21 protein-coding genes are annotated in these 19,239 nt (G+C 70.0%); 12 read left to right on the top strand and 9 right to left on the bottom strand.

The window, feature by feature from the left end; all coding sequences use genetic code 11:
- The first annotated feature begins 132 nt into the window (after window positions 1–132).
- From ACN26Z_RS14690 to ACN26Z_RS14680, 3 genes are read left to right on the top strand one after another with little or no spacing between them, the layout of a single operon-like run.
- Entirely contained in the window at window positions 133–561 is a 429-nt protein-coding gene (locus ACN26Z_RS14690; RefSeq protein ID WP_093402758.1) for a hypothetical protein, read from the top strand.
- 53 nt (window positions 562–614) lie between these two features.
- The gene (locus ACN26Z_RS14685) at window positions 615–779 is read left to right on the top strand and encodes a helix-turn-helix transcriptional regulator (RefSeq protein WP_232511145.1); all 165 of its coding nucleotides are present in this window, start codon (window positions 615–617) and stop codon (window positions 777–779) included.
- Window positions 776–1,768, top strand: coding sequence for an NAD(P)-dependent alcohol dehydrogenase (locus ACN26Z_RS14680; protein ID WP_421461767.1), 993 nt, complete (start codon window positions 776–778; stop codon window positions 1,766–1,768). The genes ACN26Z_RS14685 and ACN26Z_RS14680 overlap by 4 nt, the downstream gene beginning before the upstream one ends.
- Window positions 1,769–1,793: 25 nt before the next feature.
- Here ACN26Z_RS14680 and ACN26Z_RS14675 read toward each other — a convergent pair whose 3' ends face one another.
- From ACN26Z_RS14675 to argG, 3 genes are all read right to left on the bottom strand, one after another.
- The gene (locus ACN26Z_RS14675; protein WP_421461766.1) at window positions 1,794–2,774 is read right to left on the bottom strand and encodes a hypothetical protein; all 981 of its coding nucleotides are present in this window, start codon (window positions 2,772–2,774) and stop codon (window positions 1,794–1,796) included.
- 224 nt (window positions 2,775–2,998) lie between these two features.
- Window positions 2,999–3,325: a hypothetical protein gene (locus ACN26Z_RS14670; protein ID WP_421461764.1), complete on the bottom strand. Its 327-nt coding sequence runs from the start codon at window positions 3,323–3,325 to the stop codon at window positions 2,999–3,001.
- 134 nt (window positions 3,326–3,459) lie between these two features.
- Window positions 3,460–4,908, bottom strand: coding sequence for an argininosuccinate synthase (gene argG, locus ACN26Z_RS14665; protein ID WP_421461762.1), 1,449 nt, complete (start codon window positions 4,906–4,908; stop codon window positions 3,460–3,462).
- 194 nt (window positions 4,909–5,102) lie between these two features.
- Here argG and ACN26Z_RS14660 point away from each other — a divergent pair, with 194 nt between their 5' ends.
- The 4 genes from ACN26Z_RS14660 (at window position 5,103) to ACN26Z_RS14645 (ending at window position 7,926) form a co-directional block, all read left to right on the top strand.
- The gene (locus tag ACN26Z_RS14660) at window positions 5,103–6,101 is read left to right on the top strand and encodes a hypothetical protein (protein WP_421461760.1); all 999 of its coding nucleotides are present in this window, start codon (window positions 5,103–5,105) and stop codon (window positions 6,099–6,101) included.
- Between the two features lie 127 nt (window positions 6,102–6,228).
- Entirely contained in the window at window positions 6,229–6,843 is a 615-nt protein-coding gene (locus tag ACN26Z_RS14655) for a GNAT family N-acetyltransferase (RefSeq protein ID WP_421461758.1), read from the top strand.
- A gap of 132 nt (window positions 6,844–6,975) precedes the next feature.
- Complete coding sequence (locus ACN26Z_RS14650; protein ID WP_421461756.1) at window positions 6,976–7,326, top strand: UBP-type zinc finger domain-containing protein; 351 nt, start codon at window positions 6,976–6,978, stop codon at window positions 7,324–7,326.
- Between the two features lie 63 nt (window positions 7,327–7,389).
- Complete coding sequence (locus tag ACN26Z_RS14645; RefSeq protein WP_421461754.1) at window positions 7,390–7,926, top strand: hypothetical protein; 537 nt, start codon at window positions 7,390–7,392, stop codon at window positions 7,924–7,926.
- A gap of 11 nt (window positions 7,927–7,937) precedes the next feature.
- On the opposite strand, the gene ACN26Z_RS14640 is transcribed toward ACN26Z_RS14645, so the two are convergent.
- Entirely contained in the window at window positions 7,938–8,846 is a 909-nt protein-coding gene (locus ACN26Z_RS14640) for a LysR family transcriptional regulator (RefSeq protein WP_421461752.1), read from the bottom strand.
- An 81-nt stretch (window positions 8,847–8,927) separates the two neighbouring features.
- Here ACN26Z_RS14640 and ACN26Z_RS14635 point away from each other — a divergent pair, with 81 nt between their 5' ends.
- Entirely contained in the window at window positions 8,928–9,911 is a 984-nt protein-coding gene (locus tag ACN26Z_RS14635) for a DMT family transporter (RefSeq protein WP_421461750.1), read from the top strand.
- Between the two features lie 77 nt (window positions 9,912–9,988).
- Here ACN26Z_RS14635 and ACN26Z_RS14630 read toward each other — a convergent pair whose 3' ends face one another.
- Complete coding sequence (locus tag ACN26Z_RS14630; RefSeq protein ID WP_421461748.1) at window positions 9,989–11,767, bottom strand: cellulose binding domain-containing protein; 1,779 nt, start codon at window positions 11,765–11,767, stop codon at window positions 9,989–9,991.
- Window positions 11,768–12,420: 653 nt separating this feature from the next.
- Between ACN26Z_RS14630 and ACN26Z_RS14625 the strand changes: the two genes are divergently transcribed.
- From ACN26Z_RS14625 to ACN26Z_RS14615, 3 genes are all read left to right on the top strand, one after another.
- On the top strand, window positions 12,421–13,215 hold the full coding sequence (locus ACN26Z_RS14625) for a hypothetical protein (protein WP_421461746.1): 795 nt from the start codon (window positions 12,421–12,423) through the stop codon (window positions 13,213–13,215).
- Between the two features lie 70 nt (window positions 13,216–13,285).
- On the top strand, window positions 13,286–14,347 hold the full coding sequence (locus tag ACN26Z_RS14620) for an inositol monophosphatase family protein (protein ID WP_421461744.1): 1,062 nt from the start codon (window positions 13,286–13,288) through the stop codon (window positions 14,345–14,347).
- A 116-nt stretch (window positions 14,348–14,463) separates the two neighbouring features.
- Window positions 14,464–15,576 carry a hypothetical protein gene (locus ACN26Z_RS14615; RefSeq protein WP_421461742.1) on the top strand — a complete coding sequence of 371 codons (1,113 nt, stop codon included), beginning with the start codon at window positions 14,464–14,466 and terminating at the stop codon, window positions 15,574–15,576.
- Between the two features lie 13 nt (window positions 15,577–15,589).
- Here the strand turns inward: ACN26Z_RS14615 and ACN26Z_RS14610 are convergent, their stop codons facing one another.
- The 3 genes from ACN26Z_RS14610 to ACN26Z_RS14600 form a co-directional block, all read right to left on the bottom strand.
- Complete coding sequence (locus tag ACN26Z_RS14610) at window positions 15,590–15,955, bottom strand: hypothetical protein (protein WP_421461740.1); 366 nt, start codon at window positions 15,953–15,955, stop codon at window positions 15,590–15,592.
- A gap of 358 nt (window positions 15,956–16,313) precedes the next feature.
- Window positions 16,314–16,730 (bottom strand): helix-turn-helix domain-containing protein, encoded by a 417-nt coding sequence (locus ACN26Z_RS14605; RefSeq protein WP_421461738.1) that lies wholly within the window; start codon window positions 16,728–16,730, stop codon window positions 16,314–16,316.
- Entirely contained in the window at window positions 16,717–16,884 is a 168-nt protein-coding gene (locus ACN26Z_RS14600; protein WP_421461736.1) for a hypothetical protein, read from the bottom strand. The genes ACN26Z_RS14605 and ACN26Z_RS14600 overlap by 14 nt, the downstream gene beginning before the upstream one ends.
- A 200-nt stretch (window positions 16,885–17,084) precedes the next feature.
- On the opposite strand from ACN26Z_RS14600, the gene ACN26Z_RS14595 reads away from it, so the two are divergent.
- Window positions 17,085–17,300 (top strand): winged helix-turn-helix domain-containing protein, encoded by a 216-nt coding sequence (locus ACN26Z_RS14595; protein WP_396888065.1) that lies wholly within the window; start codon window positions 17,085–17,087, stop codon window positions 17,298–17,300.
- Between the two features lie 201 nt (window positions 17,301–17,501).
- Here the strand turns inward: ACN26Z_RS14595 and treZ are convergent, their stop codons facing one another.
- Complete coding sequence (gene treZ, locus ACN26Z_RS14590) at window positions 17,502–19,226, bottom strand: malto-oligosyltrehalose trehalohydrolase (protein ID WP_421461734.1); 1,725 nt, start codon at window positions 19,224–19,226, stop codon at window positions 17,502–17,504.
- Between the last annotated feature and the right edge of the window lie 13 nt (window positions 19,227–19,239).

Genomic DNA, 19,239 nt, shown 5'->3' with positions numbered 1-19,239 from the left:
GACAGATCGCGACCCCGCTCCGCTGGCCCGCCGGGCGCCTCCACGCGCCACGCGATGTAAAAGTTCCTAGACATGATGTCAAAGACGCCTTACTCTCATGATGTCAATGATTCTTTACATCGAGGAGTCGTCATGACGCACCAGGAGAAGCGGGCCTGGATCATGCTGGTGGTCAGCGTGGTCGGCTACGCCGTCTACGTGGCCGTGGTCCTGAGCCGGGTCGGTGACGGGCGACTGACCGCGACGCCGTACGCCGGCGCCCTGCTCTGGACGGTCGGCGGCGCCATCGCCGCCAGCATGCTCCTCGAGATCGGGATCGGCATGGTGAACCCGCGCGCCTCGCGGGTCAGCGACGTCCGCGACCGGGAGATCGGGCGGTTGGGCGACCACGTCGGGCAGGCGTTCGTGGTGATCGGGGCGGTGTCGGCGATGCTCATGGCGCTGGCGCAGTGGCACTGGTTCTGGATCGCCAACGTGATCTACCTCTGCTTCGTGCTGTCGGCGGTGGTCGGCTCGCTGGCGAAGGTGGTCGTCTACCGCAGGGGCGTGCCGCAGTGGTGAAGCCGACCCGCGTCACAAACAACATCCGGGCACTGCGTTTCGCCCGGGACGAGATGACCCAGGCCGAGCTGGCCGAACGGCTCGGGGTGACGCGGCAGACCGTCATCGCCATCGAGCAGGGCCGCTACTCCCCCTCGCTGGAGATGGCCTTCCGGATCGCCAATGTGTTCGGCGTACGGCTCGACGACGTGTTCCAGTACCCCGAGGAGGCACCGTGAAGGCCATCGTGTACGACCACTACGGCCCGCCGTCCGGGCTGCGGCTACGCGACATCGACCGTCCCGGCGTCGGGGACCGGGAGGTGCTGGTGCGGGTCCGCGCCGCCGGGGTGGACCCGGGAGTGTTGATCTTCCTGGCCGGACGTCCCTACCTGGTGCGGCTCGCCGCCGGGCTGCGCCGGCCCCGGGTTCCGGTCCTCGGCAGGGACGTGGCCGGTGTGGTGGCCGAGGTCGGCGCCCGGGTGACCCGCTTCCGGCCCGGCGACGACGTGTACGGCACCTGCCTGCGCGGGTCGTACGCCGAGTTCGCGGCCACCCACGAGCGGCGGTTGGCCGGCAAGCCGACAAACCTGACCTTCGCCCAGGCCGCCGCCGTACCCGTCTCCGGGATGACCGCCCTGCGCGCGGTCCGCGACACCGGCCAGGTGCGACCCGGTCACCGGGTGCTGGTCATCGGCGCCTCCGGCGGCGTCGGTTCCCAGGCCGTGCAGATCGCCAAGGCGTACGGTGCGACGGTCACCGGCGTCTGCGCCCCCACGAAGACCGAGTTCGTCCGCTCGCTCGGTGCCGACGACGTTCTCGACTACACCCGCGAGGAGATCGACCGGGACGGCCCGGTGTACGACGTGGTCGTCGACACCGGCGGCAACCGGCCGCTGTCGTTGCTGCGACGCGCGCTCACCCCACGCGGGACGCTGGCCCTGGTCGGTGGCGACTGGACCCGGGGTGCGCTGCTCGGCGGCTACGGCCGGCAGATGTTCGGGGCGCCGTTGTTGTCTACGGTCGTCGGTCACCGGCTGCGCGCTGTGAGCGCCCGCGAGCGCATCGAGGATCTCGACAAACTGCGCGACCTCGTGGAATCCGGCGCGCTCACCCCGCAGGTCGACCGCAGCTATCCGCTCGCGGAGACGGCGGACGCGCTGCGCCACTTCACCGACGGGCACCCGGCCGGCAAGCTGGTCATCACCGTCTCTGGACCGGGAACGTAGGCGGTCACGTCGCTCGGCCGGCGCGCTATCGGAACAGCGTGGCGCGCCCGGCCCGGCTCCCCACCAGGCGATTCCGGGTGTCCAGGTCGTTGACCACGTCCGTGGCACCCAGCCCGTGGGCGGTCAGGTCGACGGTGCGCCCGACCCCCCACAGGACGGGCCGTCGGACACCGGCGGCGGTGTCGGCGCTGCCGAGGACCACCCCCAGGTCGTTCACGGCGGTCGCCCGGCTCGTCGCACCGCCCAACGTGCCCAGGTCGGCCAGCACCCCGGCGCGCCAGCGGAACGCCCGGCCATTGGCCACACCAACCACGTGGCCGAGGTTGTTGATCGCCGTCGCCTGGTCGCCGACAGGGGTGACGACGCCGTCCCGCAACCGGCCACCCACGCAGGTGCACGGGTAGTCGTAAGGCGGGACGTTGAAGGTGCCCACCACGTCGCCCCGGTTGTTGAACCCGGTGGTCAGCTCGTAGAAGTCCTGCCGGCCCAGGTCGGTGATCGCACCGTCCTGCCACACGACACGGTGCGGGATGTCGGTGGCCGGGTTGCTCAGGCCGAGTACCTGCCCCCGGTCGTTGACGGCGACCGCTTCGCTGTAGTCGCCGCCGAGGGTGCCCAGGTCGATCATCTGGCCATTCCGCCAGAGCACTGCCCGGCTGATCAGCTCAGGGCCGATCGAGGTGCCGACCACCTCACCGCGCTCGTTGACGTCGACAGCGGTGGACTCCACGTGCCCCGGCAACACGCCGAGGTCGGTCATCACCCCGTTGCGCCAGACGAACGCGTGCCGTGCGCCGTCGGCCGTCAGGCTCCAGCCGACGACCGTGCCACGATCGTTCATCGCGGTGGCGGCGCTGGCGGCACCGCCCAGGGTGCCCAGGTCGACGGCGTGGTAGGCGAGCGTGGCCGGGGCTGCGGAGGCGGCGACCGCGGGCAGGACGGTCAACGCGGACGCGACGAGCACGGTCACGGACGCGGCGGCGGACAGGCCGGTGGGATACCTCAACGGGTCCTCCTCGGTAAGCGACGAAGACCGACGCCAGCCCACCATCGTGGACGGTACGCGATCGGTCGGCTACACAAAGTAGAACCGACTTCCGGGGAAGTCACCTCGGTCGATCGGCCACGGATCGGTGGCCGTGCGCTGCCCGCGACCGTTCAGGTGCCCTCAAGGCCCGCAGGCACCCACAGACGGCACGCGGCGAAGCGGCGGTCGGGGAGGTCGACGTTTCAGCCGCCCGCCTGCCACACGGACCACAGGCCGTACAGGGTCGCGACGCCCAGCGCCACCGTGCCCAACGCGACCGAGCGGCGGTACTGTCCGCCCGGACGGACCCGGACGGCGACGACGACAGCCACGTAGAGCACCGCCACGATCGTCGTCCAGAGCCACGCGGCCGAGATCCGCGCGTCGACCCGACAACCGGCCGGCGCCGGATGCACCGCGGGGCAGACGTCGGAGCGCGGCACGGCCAGGTACCAGAAGCCAGCCCAGGCGAGGACCGCGACGGCGGTCGCCACCGCGACCGTCTGCCAGGGTCGGACGCCTGCCAGCACCGCCACCTCCTTGAGCGCCTCCGAAGGCGGCAAGCGTACCGGCCACGGATCGGCAGGCCGGAGACGGCACCGCCCACCGCCGAGGGTGGGTGACCGTCGGCGGCGGGTGGGTGGGCTTGACCGGATCCGGTCGGTCAGTCTACGCCGAACTCCATCGCGGCACGGTCGAGCGCCTCGTCCTCCGCCGACGGGACACCCCGGGAGGCGATCGCCTCCGCGCCGCCCTCCGGCATGGCGCCGATCAGCCCGGTCGAGGCCGCCTGGGCCGCACCGACCACCCGCTGCGGAGCGCCGCCGACCATACCCAGGTGCGCGTACTGCTCAAGCTTGGCCCGCGAGTCGGCGATGTCGAGGTTGCGCATGGTGAGCTGACCGATGCGGTCGGCCGGGCCGAAGGCGGAGTCCGTCGTACGCTCCATCGACAGTTTGTCCGGGTGGTAGCTGAAGGCCGGCCCGGTGGTGTCCAGGATCGAGTAGTCCTCGCCCCGACGCAGCCGCAGCGTCACCTCACCGGTCACGGCGGTGCCGACCCAGCGTTGCAGCGACTCACGCAGCATCAACGCCTGCGGGTCCAGCCAGCGGCCCTCGTACATAAGCCGGCCCAGCCGGCGGCCCTCGTTGTGGTAGTTGGCCAGGGTGTCCTCGTTGTGGATGGCGTTGACCAGCCGCTCGTACGCGGTGTGCAGCAACGCCATGCCGGGCGCCTCGTAGATGCCCCGGCTCTTGGCCTCGATGATCCGGTTCTCGATCTGGTCGGACATGCCGAGGCCGTGCCGGCCGCCGATGGCGTTGGCCTCCAGCACCAGGTCGACCGCGCTGCCGAACTCCTTGCCGTTGATGGTCACCGGCCGGCCCTGGTCGAAGCCGATCGTCACGTCCTCGGTGGGGATCTCCACCGCCGGATCCCAGAACCGGACGCCCATGATCGGGTTGACCGTCTCGATGCCGGTGTCGAGATGTTCGAGGGTCTTCGCCTCGTGGGTGGCGCCCCAGATGTTCGCGTCGGTCGAGTACGCCTTCTCGGTGCTGTCCCGGTACGGCAGGCCCCGGGCCAGCAGCCACTCCGACATCTCCTTGCGGCCACCCAGGTCGCTGACGAAGTCGGTGTCGAGCCACGGCTTGTAGATCCGCAGCTGCGGGTTGGCCAGCAGGCCGTAGCGGTAGAACCGCTCGATGTCGTTGCCCTTGAAGGTCGAGCCGTCACCCCAGATCTGCACGTCGTCGGAGATCATCGCCCGCACCAGCAGCGTGCCGGTGACCGCGCGGCCCAACGGCGTGGTGTTGAAGTAGGCCCGCCCGCCCGAGCGGATGTGGAAGGCACCGCAGGTCAGCGCGGCCAGGCCCTCCTCCACCAGGGCCGCGCGGCAGTCGACCAGCCGGGCGACCTCGGCGCCGTAGGCGAGCGCCCGGTCCGGCACCGAGGCGATGTCGGGCTCGTCGTACTGGCCGATGTCAGCGGTGTAGGCGCACGGAATGGCGCCCTTGTCGCGCATCCACGCGACCGCGACGGAGGTGTCGAGGCCGCCGGAGAAGGCGATGCCGACACGTTCACCGGTGGGCAGGGAGGTCAGGACCTTGGACACGAGGAAAAGTATGCACCACGGCGTATGGTCATGCAAGCCAAATGGGATAAAGGGCCGCCGGCTACCGGGGGTCGTGGCGGGCGCGACGGCACCGGCGACCGGATCGACGAGGGTCGAGCAAACTGAGAGTTACCAGCCCCCGACCCATCCACCATCATCATTGCTAACCCTACGTGATGATGAGGAGCCTATCCGTGACCAACACCGACAGGCGCACCAGCCCTCCACCCGCTGACGACGAGCTCCGCGTTCCGGCCGAGACCGGCCGCACCTCGATCTTCGTCCCCGGCGAGACGCCACGTCGACGCGGGCTGATCATCGCGCTCAGCGTGCTTGCCGGCTTCCTGCTCACCGTCGTCTGGTCGGCGGAGTTCGTCGACCGGACCATCGGTGACAACGTCGCCAACACGCTGCTGGGTCACGACGCCAAGGAGACTCCGATCAGTGGGGTCGTGGCCGGCGTGCTCTTCGCGTTCGTCTCGGGCATCGCCGGCACCTTCACCGCCTGCAACGTCGCCGCCTTCGGCGCGCTCGCCCCGCTGGCCGGCACCTCCGGCGGTCGACTGAGCCGCTTCCTGGCACTGCTGCGACCGCTGGGCTGGATGGCGGTCGGCATGATCGCGGTCTCCGCCACGTACGGTGTGGTCGTCGGCCTGGTCGGGACCGCGATGCCCCAGTTCTCCACCGCCTCGAACACGGCCGGCTCACTCTCGCCGCGCAGCATCCAGTCCATGGTGGTCTTCGGCGCCATCGGGCTGATCATGATCTACCTGGGGCTGGCCGCCCTGCGGGTGGTGCCGGACCCGTTCGCCCGGATCTCCCGCCGGTATCCCAATGCGCCGCTGGTATTCATGGGCGCGCTCATCGCCGGCTTCCTGATCGGACGCCCGTTCTCGCTGTTCCGGCAGATGTTCCGCGACGCCGCGGAGAGCGGCAACCCGCTCTACGGCGCTGCCGCGTTCACCCTCCAGTCGATCGGCAACATCGTCATCATGGCGGTGCTGTTCATCCTGCTCACGTGGTTTGCCGGCAGCCGGCTCCAGCGCTGGTTCGCGGCCCGCCCGAGCCGGCTGGCGGCGACCATGGCGGTGGCGTTCCTCATCGCGGGCGCCTTCACCTTCCTCTACTGGGACATCCGTCTGCTCGCCCGCCGCGAGATCATCCCCTGGTACCCGACCGCCCCCTGGGCGTGACCGCGAACCATGCCCCGGTCGACTTCCTGACGTCGGGGCTGGCCCAGGCGAGCGTCACGCCGCCCTCGCTGGGCACGGGCCACGAAAATCACGCGCCGCGCGAGCGGACGCGTGCGATCGTGGCCCGATGCCGCAACCGGTTCTGCGTACCGATCGTCTATTGCTGGTCCCACTCGCCGATCGGCACCTCGACCTGGAGGTCGAGCTGGACTCCGACCCGGAGGTGCTGCGCTACCTCTACGGCCGGCCCCGTACCAGGGACGAGGTGGTCACCTCGCACGCGAACCGGATGGCCCTGGCCGACAAGGTGGACGGCCTCGGCTACTGGATGACGTTCGGCACCGACGGCGGGGCTCGCGGATCGAGGCCGCCGCAGGCCGAGGATGACGGGGAGTTCATCGGGCTGATGATGCTTCCGCCCGCGCACGGCCCCGACCAGCCGGACGATCCGGCCGTCGCCGAGCTGGGGTACCGCCTCCTGCGCCGGCACTGGCGCCAGGGTCTGGCTAGCGAGGCCTCCCGGGAACTGCTGCGACACGCCTTCGAGACGGTCGGTCAGCGCCGGGTCATCGCACAGACCATGGCCGTGAACATCGGGTCTCGTCGGGTGATGGAGTCCGTCGGCCTGCGCTACGTCCGCACCTACTTCCCGTCCTGGGACGACCCGCTGCCCGGAACCGAACAGGGCGAGGTCGAGTACGCCATCACCGGCGCAGAGTGGCGGGCCACCCGACCCGGGTGAACTGCCCGAACGTGACGGACAGCGAGGAACCAGGGCACGAACCGCGCGGCCGGACCGACGGTAGAGTTGCACGCCTGCTGCGGCGCTTCGCACGCCGCGCGATGGTGCACGCTGTGACGGAGAGGACGCGCGATGGAGGGCATCAACCCCGAGGCGCCGCCCAGCGGCCCGGGCTGTGCCGACTGCACGGCGACCGAACCGCCGGGCTGGTGGTTCCATCTACGGCGGTGCGGCCAGTGCGGTCACATCGGGTGCTGCGACTCCTCGCCCAGCCAGCACGCCAGCGCCCACCATGCCGCGACCGGGCACCGGTTCGTCCGCAGCTTCGAGCCGGGCGAGGAATGGTTCTGGGACTACGACGAGCAGGTGCTGTACGAACAGGGGCCCTCGCTCGTGGCGCCCGTCAGCCGTCCGCCGGAGCAGGGCGCACCAGCTCCGGCCGAGCGCGTGCCCGCCGACTGGAAGCGGCAGCTGCACCGCTAGGGCGCTGGCTGGGACCGGTGGTCGGGCGAGGCCCGGGTGGGCCGGCCGACCATGATGTTCGGCATGCGGGAGACCGTCGCCATCGCGCTGATCACGTCACTGTCCACGCTGACCGCCGCCGGCCTCACCGGGCTGGTCACCGCGCTCACCGGGCGTCGACAGGTCACCGGCCAACTCACCGCCGCTCGGGAGGAGCGCGACGCGCAGCGTACGGTCCGCCGAGACCAGGCACGGCGGGACACGTACGTCGGCTTCCTGGCCGCCTGCGACCGGGCGTACCGGGCACTGGACACCGGGTGGGTCGGGCCGGACACCGCACCCGGCGAGGACGCCCCGTACCGGGCGCTGCGCGCGCTCGACGAGGCGTACAACCTGGTGTTGCTGGCCGGCCCGGACCCGGTCGCGGACGCCGCCGGGCGGACCGTGCGCAGCGTCAACGAGGAGTACGCCCAGCAGCGTCGGTTACTCCGGAAGCAGGCCACGGAAGCCACCCCGCCGGGCGAGCGGCACCGTGCCGAGCACCTCGCTGCGCTGCGCTGCCGGACCGAACGCCGCGACGCGTTCGTCGCTGTCGCGCGCGGAGCGCTGGAGCCGAGCTGACCAGCGGACCGTCAGGGGGTGATCGGGGTGGGGGCGGACTGGGCGGCGGCTCGTAGTGCGGTCACCGCCATTCGGGCCGCCGGGGTGTGCTCGACGGCGTCGTGCACCACCACGTGGATGGACCGGGTCGGTGTCGGGCGGAGCAGCCGGACGCAGGTCACCCCGTCCGGCAGGTGCGCCGCGCCGAGCGCGGGCAGCACCGTGAGGCCGATGCCGGCGGCGACGAAGGCGAGCGCGGTCCGGTAGTCGTGCGCCTCGACCCGGAAGGCCGGCCGAAAACCGGCGGCGGTGCAGGCTTCCAGGAGGTTGGCACGGCACCAGCCCCGGGCGAAGTCGTTGTCGACCCAGCGCTCGTCGGCGAGGTCGACCAGGTCCGTCTCCGGCCGGTCGGCGAGGTGATGCCCGGCCGGCACCACGGCGACGTACGGGTCGTCGAGGAGGTGGTGGGCGGTGAAGCCCGAACCGGGGTCGAAGCCGGTGCCCGCCACGACCACCTGCACGTCGGCGCGCTCCTCCCGGCTGTCCGGGATGTGTTCGCGTAGTTGCAGGTCGAGCCGTACTCCGGGAAGTCCGGTGAGGATGGACCGCACCACGTGCGGCATCCACGCCGCGCCCACCGACGCGAAGTACGCGATGGACAGGGCACCGGTGCGACCGGTGCGCAGGTCGGCGATGAGCGATTCGGCCGCACCGACCCGGGCGAGCACCCGATCGGCTTCGGCGGCGAGGGCGTGCCCGGCGGCGGTGGGCCGCAGCCCTCGTCCGGCTCGGGCGAGCAGGGTGAGACCGGTCTCGCGTTGCAGTGCGGTGAGGTGCTGACTGACGGCGGAGGGGGTGTAGCCGAGGTTGGTGGCGGCGGCCTGGACCGACCCGGACGCCACGACGGAACGGAAGACGCGGAGGCGGTGAACGTCAAGCACCGCCCAACGATAAAGCGCTACTAAACTGTTGTGAAGAAACAGTCGCTGGTGCTGAATCGTCGGGCGGCCGAGAATCTCCTCATGAGCAGCCCGTCGATGACCGAGCCCGCCGCCCCGATCCTGGCCGTCCCCGCGAAGCCGGTCACCGGGTACGCCGGGCGCGCGGAGCGGCCCCGGTCCTGGCCGATCGTCACCGCGGCCGGGACCACGGTGCTGCTGTGGGCCTCGGCGTTCGTGGGCATCCGCTTCGCCGGGCACGACTACTCCCCCGGCGCCATGGCGCTGGGCCGCATGGTGGCGGCGTCCGCCGCGCTGAGCGTCTTCGTCGCGGTCACCACCCGTCTGCGGCGCGCCCGAGCACCGCACGCCACGACCCGGGACACCCTGCCCCGTGGTGGCACGTTGGGACTCGTCGCGCTCTGGGGCGTGGCCTGGTTCGGCGGGTACAACGTGGCGCTCAACGCCGCCGAGCGGCTGGTCGACGCCGGCACGGCGGCCCTGCTCGTGGCGGTCGCACCCATCCTGGTCGCGGTGGCCGCGGTGCTCGTCCTGGGCGAGCGACTCACCGGCCGGCTCGGCGTCGGGGTAGCGGTCGCCTTCGTGGGCGTGGCCCTGATCGCGGCCAGTGGTTTCACCGGGCACGCCGACAAGGTAGGCGTCGGGCTGGCGGTGCTCTCCGCGCTGTTGTACGCCTTCGCCGTACTGCTGCAGAAACGTCTGCTGGCGCGGATGGCCGCGCCGACGATGACCTGGCTCGGCGCGCTGGCCGGGACGGCCGCCCTGCTGCCGTTCACCCCCACCCTGCTGGCGGAATTCGCCGCAGCCCCGCTGCCGGCCACCGTCGGCGTGCTGTTCCTGGGCGTGTTCCCGACCGCGATCGGCTTCCTCACCTGGGGTTACGTGCTGTCCCGCTGGACGGCGGGGCGCACCACCGCCGCCACCTACCTGGTCCCGCCGGTCACCGTCCTGCTGTCCTGGACGCTGCTGGGCGAGGTGCCGGCTCCGTTGGCCCTGCTGGGCGGCGCGCTCTGCCTGACCGGCGTGGTGTTCGCGACGCGCCGCTGAGGGGCGTGGGCAGCCAATGGTGGGGCAGCGCACGCCGGCCGGGGGCCGGCGTGCGCCCGCTTTCCAGAATGAGCTGCTCAGCTACAGGCAGCGCCGTTGAGGGTGAAGCCGGTGGGCGGGGCGTCGTTGCCGCCATGAGTGGCCTGGAAGCCGATGGTGACTGAGGCTCCCGGCGGTATGGACGGGTTGTAGCTGACGTTCGTCGCAGTCACCTGACCGCTGGTTGGTGAGTACGTGGCACCCCAACCAGAGGTGATCGTCTGCCCGGGGGCGAGGGTGAATCGCAGCGACCAGCCGTTGACGGCGCTCGTGCCGGTGTTGGTGATGGTGATGTTGTCGACCAGGCCGTTGTTCCACGCGTTGACCGCGTTGGTCACCCGACACGCCCCCGTGGGCGGCTCGGTGGTCGGGCTCGGGGTGGGCGTCGGCGTCGGACTGACGGTCGGAGTGGGCGTCGGGGTGACCGTCGGCGTGGGTGAGGCGGACCCTTCGGTCAGGACGATCGTGGAGATGCTCCGGGCGGGAACGTTCACCGTCGCCTGTCCCCCGCTGATGTTCACCGCCTGGGACTGGGCGCCCGAGGTGCGTGAGGTGACGATGTACTCGGCCGACGAGATGTTCTGCGGCACCTGGACGACGGCGTCGTTGACCGCGTTGTTCGACCGGTTGAGCAGCACCAGCACGACCTTGCCCCGGCCACGGTAGGCGGTGACCTCCAGCCCGGAAGCCCGCGAACTCTTCGACACGCCCACCCGGCGGTCACCGGGGCGGACGTACTTGGCGTACTGGGCGAACGCCTGGCCACGCTTGAGGACGGCGCCCTTGGTGGTCCCCCACTGCGCCTCACCGTCACCGATGAAGGAGTAGAAACGCCGGCCGTACCACCAGATGTAGGCGCTCCAGTTCGCCTCCATCGACCTGTGCACGGTCCGCATGATGTCGTCGAGGGTCTCGTTCCAGACGGCCGTGTTGCCGGGGTCTCCCCAGATGTTCGAACCGCTGCCGTCGGCCGCGTGCAGATTCCACTCGGTCATCCACTGGTTCTTGCCGTACTGGGCGGCGAGCGGGTACGGAGAAAGGTTCCCGCTGTTCTCGGCGTCGTACAGGTGGCCACCGACGTAACCGATGTTGTTGCGGGCGGTGGCGTCCTGCAACGTGGGGTCGGAGTACTGGCGTGCGAACCGCAGGGACTCGCCGACCATCAGCTGGGTGTCCCTGACCCGGGCACCGTGGTCGCGGACGAAGTTCCGCATCTCGGTACCGGTCCAGTCCATCGAGTCGTAGTCGGGGTGCCAGTCCGGCTCGTTCTGGACCGAGGTCACGTCGATGGTGACCCCCCGGCTCTTCATGAACTGCACGTAGCTGTTCAGGTGTTCCGCATAGTCGTCGTAGTAGTCGGTCCGGAGCTTGCCGCCGTTGATCCTGCTGTTGTTCGTCTTGAAGTGGGCGGGCGCGGTCCACGGCGAGGCGAGGATCTTGACGTCGGAGCCGTAGGACTTCGCCGTTTGCAGGCTGCTGGCGTACAGACCCCATTCGCTCGATACGGGCGACACCACGGTCCGCACGATCGACAGACCGAGCTGTCCCGGCCCCGTACCGACGAGGGTCTGGGTTTCGCTCGTCGTCCACGGGTCACCGGAACCACCGAAGATCGGCGTCGCGGCCCCGAACCCGTCGATCGTCTGGAAACTCGAAGCGGTGTTGACGGTGATGTCGGGTGTCGCGGCCAGCGAGGGCGGCGCGGTCAGGATTCCCGCCACGGTGACCAGCGAGGTCGCCGCCGCGAGCACGGTGATCGCGCCGGCTCCGTGCCGCCGACGCGACGGTGGGACGTTGTCAGGTTGGGCAAGCCTCATCGGGCTTCCTCTCTACCGCCGCTGCCAGGCAGCGGCGGCACCTCGCGCAGCTGGGCACGCCCGGTCAGCCCGAGCGGCCGAACGGCAGCGAGCCAACCGCCTGCCGTCGCCCCCAGCTACAAGTCGATCAGGAACGATCCGCTCCCGCGCCGTTGCCCTCGGCTCGGGTGACCATCGCTGCCACTCCCCGGCACCGCATCGACGGTCATCTTGCCAGCCCTGCCCAGCGCACTGCAATCGTTTGCCGAACCGACAGGCTGACCCATCACACCGGGCGGGACTCCGGATGGGGCCGGGATCGGCCGTAGACTCCCCCAGATCACGCTGTCGGTCGATGCACCGGGGTCGGAAGGGTGTCCGTGGCGAGTGACGCGAACGGAGGGAACACGGTCCCGCCTGCGCCCCACGTCGAGGTGCCACCTGCCCGCGGGGACCGGCGCAACCGATGGATCCTGGTCCTGGGGATCGTGACGACGGTGGTGGCGGTGGCAGCGGGCCTGACCGTGTGGGTCGCCGGACGGGAACCGGAGACGGCTACGCAAGGTGACCCACCCCGTTCGGCACCCACCCGGTTCGACCCCGGCCAGCAACTGTTCCGCCTCAGCTTTCTACCTGGCCCTGTGCACCGGGTCCGCTACCAGACCGAGCCGGACATGCACATCATCGACATGGCCGGACGACCCGATGACCCCCAGCAGAGCGACGAGGTCTCGACCGCATCGACCTGGCGCGTCGAGGTCTTGATGGCGGCACGGGACGTCGATGTCCATCGTTATGATCGGGAGTACGACCAGGAGGCCGGATGGCGCGTCCCGGGTGAGTCCGTCGCGCCGGTACGTGGTCGTCCCGCCTTTCAGAACGAGGGCGGCGTTCTGTCCTGGGAGTACGCGCCGGACGCTTGGATGCGAATTGCGGCGTCCGGTGATGACCCACATGAGATGACGCGTCAGGTGGCCGAGGGCATTCGCTGGGAGACGACGCCACTGGCCTTGCCGGTCCAGGCGATGGAGCTGCCCGACGGTGCCGTGCTCGGCGGCGCCGACCTGCAATGGGCCGACGACGAGCTGTGGCCCCACGACGCCCCACTGAGGAACTACGCCCACGCCCAGTACATGCTGAAACCGATCAAGGGTTATCGCGGCTACCTGAGGCCCGACATTCAGGTCGGCATCAGCACCGACAGCCTGGCCAGCGGCAGACACAACGGCACCGATGACATCACCGTGTCCGGCCGTGCCGCCACCGCGGTCGACTGGGTCAGGACTGGCGCAGGGGTCTACCGGGTGGAACAGCTTCCCGGTGGGTGCGCTGAGTGCGTCGCGGAGACAAGAATCATGAGCCGGCGCGGCAACGAGGCGCTGGGGGGCCGGGACATGGCGCTACGGCTGGCGGCCTCGATCCGGCTGGCCGACGGCGTCGAGGATCCCGCCGACTGGCGAGCGCGATGAGTCGACCGGCAACCGTTCGGTGGCCATAGGGATTTGTGGCAGTGCAGGAGGTCGCGACCCGGCGTGTCGGATGCCGGCACTGCCACAAATCGGTCCACCGACTCCGCAGCAGGGTCGTCTTAGAGCTCTTAGGCGGGCGACGCCGAACGCTGCCGGGCGACGCTGGGCCAGCACGGCGAACTATCGCCGAAGTGGGATGATGGGACCATCGATCGAGCGGTGCCGAGAGCCGGTCGCGAGGAGTGTCGAGTCGATGAACCTTGACCCGTTGTGGACCGACCTGACGACTGAGCTGTTGGACATCCTCGCCTCATACCGATCCCGGGTAGCCGAGTTGAACGTGCGGGAGAAGGCCGACCGCACCCTGCTCACCGAAGCCGACCTCGCGGTCGAAGACATGGTCATCAGCAAGATCCGGGCGGTGGACCCTGATGCTCGCGTGTTGGCCGAGGAGTCGGGCAGTGGCTCGTGGCGGCCCGGCCACGACGAGGAACCCGAGCGGATCTGGGTGATCGATCCGATCGACGGCACGGCTGAGTTCGTCAATCCGCACAGCACCGAGTTCTGCTCCGTGGTCTGCCTGCTGGAGCGACGGGAGCCGACTGCCGCGCTCATCGTCGCGCCGGAACTGGGAGACGGCGGTAAACCGATCGTGGTGGTCGCCTCTCGGGCCGACGAGACGATCACAGTCAACGGCAGACCGGCGACGTACAACCGCGAGCCGATTCGTGTCGCATCCCTGACCCGCAGCGCCCGATCGGAAGCCCCGCCGCACGAGATCGGCATGGCCGAGGCAGGTTACGCCCTGAAAACGCGGACCACGTCACAGACGCTGGACATGCTGCGTACCGCCCTGGACCTCACTGATCTCGCGGCGGGTGCGCCGCGCTTCGACCTTTTCTACCGCCCTCGGCAGAAGGTCTGGGACGGCCTCGCAGGCTTGTGTCTCGGTGAGATCGTCGGTCTAATGTCCACAGACGTGAATGGGAAACGGCATTTGCCGGTGCCCATGGAAACGCTCGCCCAACCTGAGCCGACTTTCGCCAGCACCGTGATGGGTCGCCCGGAGGCCGTCAAGTGGTTCGTGGAGCTAGCCCGGGACTCCCCCATCGGAACACCGAAGTCCTCGTAGACGTCACCTCGATCATCAGCGCGGAGGATTTCGTCGTTGCGCAGAACCGCGGGACCCGGCCCGACGACCCGTTCGCCCGCCAAGCATTCGTCGAACTGATCCAATCTCTGATCTTCATGGACCGGGTGTGGGTGGCGCATCCGGTACTCGCCCGACCTTCGGCCGCCGACTTCGGCGCCAGACCGTATCTCCTCCGGGCGTTGGCCGACGTGGGACTGTTGCACCCGCTGCAACTCGACGACGACGAGACCAACCGGATGCGGGACGCCGAGGAGACGGCACTGCACGAGTTGCAGAGCTGGCGCGGCAACCAGGTCCTCGGGCAGTTCATCGGTCAGGCTGTCACCTGCGACGATGCCCTGCCCGACTCACGGAACTCGCTGTCGAAGCGCATCCACGGCTGGTGCGCCTTCCAGGCTGCCAATGTACGGGTCGCCGGTCATCACACGGATCGAATCACCACCTCCGACGGGGTCGAGGACGACCCTTTCGGCACCTGGGCACGAGCGGCCTCGATCGTGCTACGTGGCCCGCTGCGACTGATGGCACCGCCTGGCGAGGAGGTCTACGTCGCGGCGACATTGGCGCGCGGGCTGAAGTATCAGGCACGTGCGGACGCCACCAGCCTGTCCTACCAGGCCCATCCCGTCCGGCGCGACGTCCTGCTGACCTTCGACCTCTCCACCGAGGGTGCGACGGAAACGGTGGTGCTCGACGTCATCAAGGCCATCCGGGGGATCCACGAGTCCCTCGTGACGGCGGCGGACGACAATGACACGCACCGCGTACAGCTTCTCGAACTCGAACTTCCGCTGTTGGGCGGCCGTCTCTGGCAGGCGGATGAGACCGGGCGGCTCGGTGAACGCGAATGGATAGACCTGATCGTCGCCCGGATCGCCGATTACCGGGACAAGGCAGCCGACCTGCGGGCCGCCGTCGCCCGCTGCGTCACCGACGAGGATCATCTTCGCCTCGCCCGCGACATCAACGGGGCGAAGCGACAACTCCTGGAACGGCTCGGCCTGCGCCGGGTGGCGCTCTCGCCGGTCGAACAGGAACTGGTCAACGGGGTGGCATCGGTGACCGAGTCGGTGCCCGGTGTACCCAAGGTCGCCGGCATGTGGATCGGCGCACGGGCACTCGGCAAACAGGTCTCCGCCACCGGCACGCCGGTGCAACGCTTCCTCTACAAGGAGTTCTACCGCGCCTGGAAACGCGCCGGCCGCTGACCCGCCGGGCCGGTCAGCGGGTGAGGCCGACAAGGGTGGCCAGACGAGCGACGCCGGCCGGGGCCGGGTGACGGTGGGCAAGATCGGCGATGACGGTACGCGCCAACGGCCGGCAGCGGATCTCGGCCGGCGCGATGGCGTCGGCGTCGACCAGAGCGCGGGCCGCAGCCCGCAGGTCACCGATCTGGAGGTACGCCCGCGCCACGTCCACCAGATACGCGCCCCGATGCTCGGCCGGCAACCGCCGCCAACCATCCCGCCGCGTGACCACCGCGTGCCCGTGCACCGCCGCCTCCGTGTCTCCCAACTCGACCGCCGCCAACCACCCGCGCCAACTCGACGGCCGCCGGCCCGAACCCGGTCCGCTGCGTGTCTTCACGAACCTTGGCGGCGAGCCCGGCCGCCCGTCCAGTCAACTCGGCGGCACGTCGGGCTTCGCCGCACCCTGCGGCGGCCAGCGCACCCTCAAGCAGCAACGTTCCCTGTACGGCGGCATGGTGTGGCCCAAGGCGGATCGCGGCGGCACACGTGACGGCCAGGGCCAGCCGGTGCCGGCCCAACGCCCGCAACGCCTGCCCCACCGACACCGCCGCCGACGCGGACAGCAGCGCATCACCGCCCGCCGCACCCATCGCCCGGTCCGCGGCCAGCCAGCCCAGGTCGGCCTCGCCGAGCTTCACCAGCACCGATGCGGTGACCCGGTACGCCTGCACCAGCAGATCCCGCCCCGACGATGCCTATGCGGCGTCCAGCAGCCCCGGCAACGCCCGCACCAACTGCGCGTAGTGCGCGTGCTGGAAACTCAACCAGGCATGCTCGACCTGCCGTCGCACCTCGACTGGCAACACCGGATTGCCGAACGCCCGGTCGTAGCGGGCCAGCGCCGCCCGGATCCCGTCCACCCCGTCCGGCGTACCGGCATCCTGCTGCTGCGGCGGGCGACGCTGACCGAGCAGCACCATCGGATCGACCCGCAACACCTCGCCGATCTGCTGGATCGTCGGGTACCGGTCCAGTCGCCGGGCACCCCGTTCCACCTTGTCCACCCAGCTTTTCGACTTACCCAACCGGTCGGCGAGCATCTGCTGGGTCATCCCACGCCGGACCCGCCAGCGAGCCACCCGCCGGCCGATCGGCAGCTCACCGCTGCTCACGCCGCCACCGCCGGTCCGGCACCGCCCGCGTGGTCTCCTCCACCGGTACGCGCTCCGCCTCTGCCTGAATCAACAGGCGTCGCCTGGCCGCCTCCCGCTCCGCCGCCTCAACTTGCTCGCCCTCACTCACCGACTCGCTGTTCCGGCCCTGCATGCCACCTGCACCGCCCGTCTTCCTCGTGCCTCTCGGAGTTGGGCGTGGACGCCCGATCGCAGGTGCATCGGGCATCCACGCGAGGACGGCCCGACAGCGCCAACCGAGGGGAACGACCTCCTCGGCAACCTCCCAGGTACCGTTGGGTAGTTAAGGGCTGACGTAGGTGGTCTACTCGTGTTGCCAACCGAGGAGAAGACGTGCCACCGCGTTACCGTTACGAACAGATCGCTGACGACATCGCCGAACGCATCGGCTCCGGCGAGTTCCCGCCCGGCTCGAAGTTGCCCAGCCGACGCGAGCTGATCGAGCATTACGGCGTCACCGAGCCCGTGATCGACCGCGCCATGCAGGTGCTACGAATCAAGGGCATGACCGAGACGTTGCCGGGTGTCGGCGTGTTCGTCAGGGAGTAGTTGCCCTACCTTGCCTAGCCTCTCCCTAGCCAGGCGGCAGACGTGCCCGCCAGGACTCATCGCGCGGTACCAGCTTTCCTAGCCAGGCGCGCGATAGGTGACGGCCGCTACCGGAGTACATCCGCGCGCGTTCCCCCAAACTTGGACAGTTCCTGTTCGGCGCTAACGACATCTGTCCAAGATTCCAGCCTTCCCCGAGCGTCACAGCGCCACGATGGCGGCTGTTTCGGCTGGTAGTTCGATGCGGTCGCGTTGCACTGTGACGCCGCTACCGGTGGCCAGCAGGACGCGCCGCGCCACCCCGGGCAGGGTGATCCGCTGCGGCTTACCGGCCAGGTTCGCCGCGACCAGGCAGCCACCCCGCCGCATCACCAGGAACTGGTCGCCGTGGCGTACCTCCATCGCGAACAGGTGTGGATCCGACAGTTCGGGGCGGGACTTGCGGAGCGCGATCAGGCGGCGGTGGAAGTCGTACATCTCGCGGTGTTCGGGTTTGTCCAGCTCGGCCCAGTCGAGCCGGGAGCGGAGGAAGGTCTGCGGGTCCTGCGGGTCCGGCACGTCGCCGGGTGGCCAGCCGTGGGCGGCGAACTCCGCACGGCGACCGGAGACCACAGCGGTCGCCAGTTCCGGCTCCGGGTGCGAGGTGAAGTACTGCCAGGGCGTCGAGGCGGCCCACTCCTCCCCCATGAACAGCATCGGGGTGAACGGCGCGGTCATCAGCAGGGTCGCACCCACCCGCAGCAACGCCGGGGAGAGCGAGGCCGACAGACGATCACCGACGGCGCGGTTGCCGATCTGGTCATGGTTCTGGAGGTAGGCGACGAAGCGGTGGCCGGGGGTACGCGGGTCGACCGGGCGGCCGTGTTGGCGGCTGCGGAAGCTGGACCAGGTGCCGGTGTGGAAGAAGCCCCCGGTGAGCACCTCCACCAGGCATTCCATGGTGCCGAAGTCACCGTAGTAGCCCTGCCGTTCGCCGGTGAGCAGGGTGTGCAGGGCGTGGTGGGCGTCGTCGTTCCACTGGGCGTGCAGGCCGTGGCCGCCGGCCTCCCGGGGGGTGATCAGCCGGGGGTCGTTGAGGTCGGACTCGGCGATCAGGGACAGCGGGCGGCCCAGATGCGTCGAGAGCGATTCGACCTCGACGGTGATCTCTTCGAGGAGGTGCACGGCGCGGGTGTCGGGCATGGCGTGCACGGCGTCCAGCCGCAGCCCGTCGACATGGTAGTCGCGCAGCCACATCAGGATGCTGTCGATGATGAAGCGGCGTACCCCGTCGGAGTGCGGGCCGTCCAGGTTGATGGCCTGACCCCAGGGGGTGTGCCGCTCCCCCACATAGGGCGCGAACTTCGGCGCGTAGGCCCCGGAGGGCCCGAAATGGTTGTAGACGACGTCGAGGATCACCCCCAACCCCTTGGCGTGGGCGGCGTCCACGAAACGTTTCAGGCCGTCCGGCCCGCCGTAGGGTTCGTGCGGGGCGTACCAGCAGACGCCGTCGTAGCCCCAGTTGTGTTCGCCGTTGAACGCGTTGACCGGCAGCAGTTCGATCATGTCGACACCCAGGTCGACCAGGTGGTCGAGTTTGCCGATCGCCGCGTCGAAGGTGCCCTCCGGGGTGAAGGTGCCGACGTGCAGCTCGTACAGGATGCTGCCGGGCAGCTGCCGGCCGGTCCAGGAACCGTCGGTCCATCCGAAGGCCGCGTGGTCGTAGATCCGGCTGGGGCCGTGCACCCCGGAGGGCTGCCAGGCCGACCGGGGGTCGGGCAGCGGCTGGTCGTCGTCGTCGAGCAGGAACGCGTAGTCGGTGCCGGCGTCGGGCACCTCGACCCGCCACCAGCCGCCCCGGCCGGCACGCATCTCGTGGTCCGCCGCACCCGGCAGGTGCAGCCGTACCCGTGTCGCCTCGGGCGCCCAGACGGTGAACTCGGTCATGACGCAGCCTCCC

This window comes from Verrucosispora sp. WMMD703 (assembly GCF_049178935.1).
Classification (GTDB): Bacteria; Actinomycetota; Actinomycetes; order Mycobacteriales; family Micromonosporaceae; genus Micromonospora; species Micromonospora sediminimaris.
Note: the sequence above shows the minus strand (reverse complement) of the source record. Positions and strands in the feature narration are given on the sequence as shown.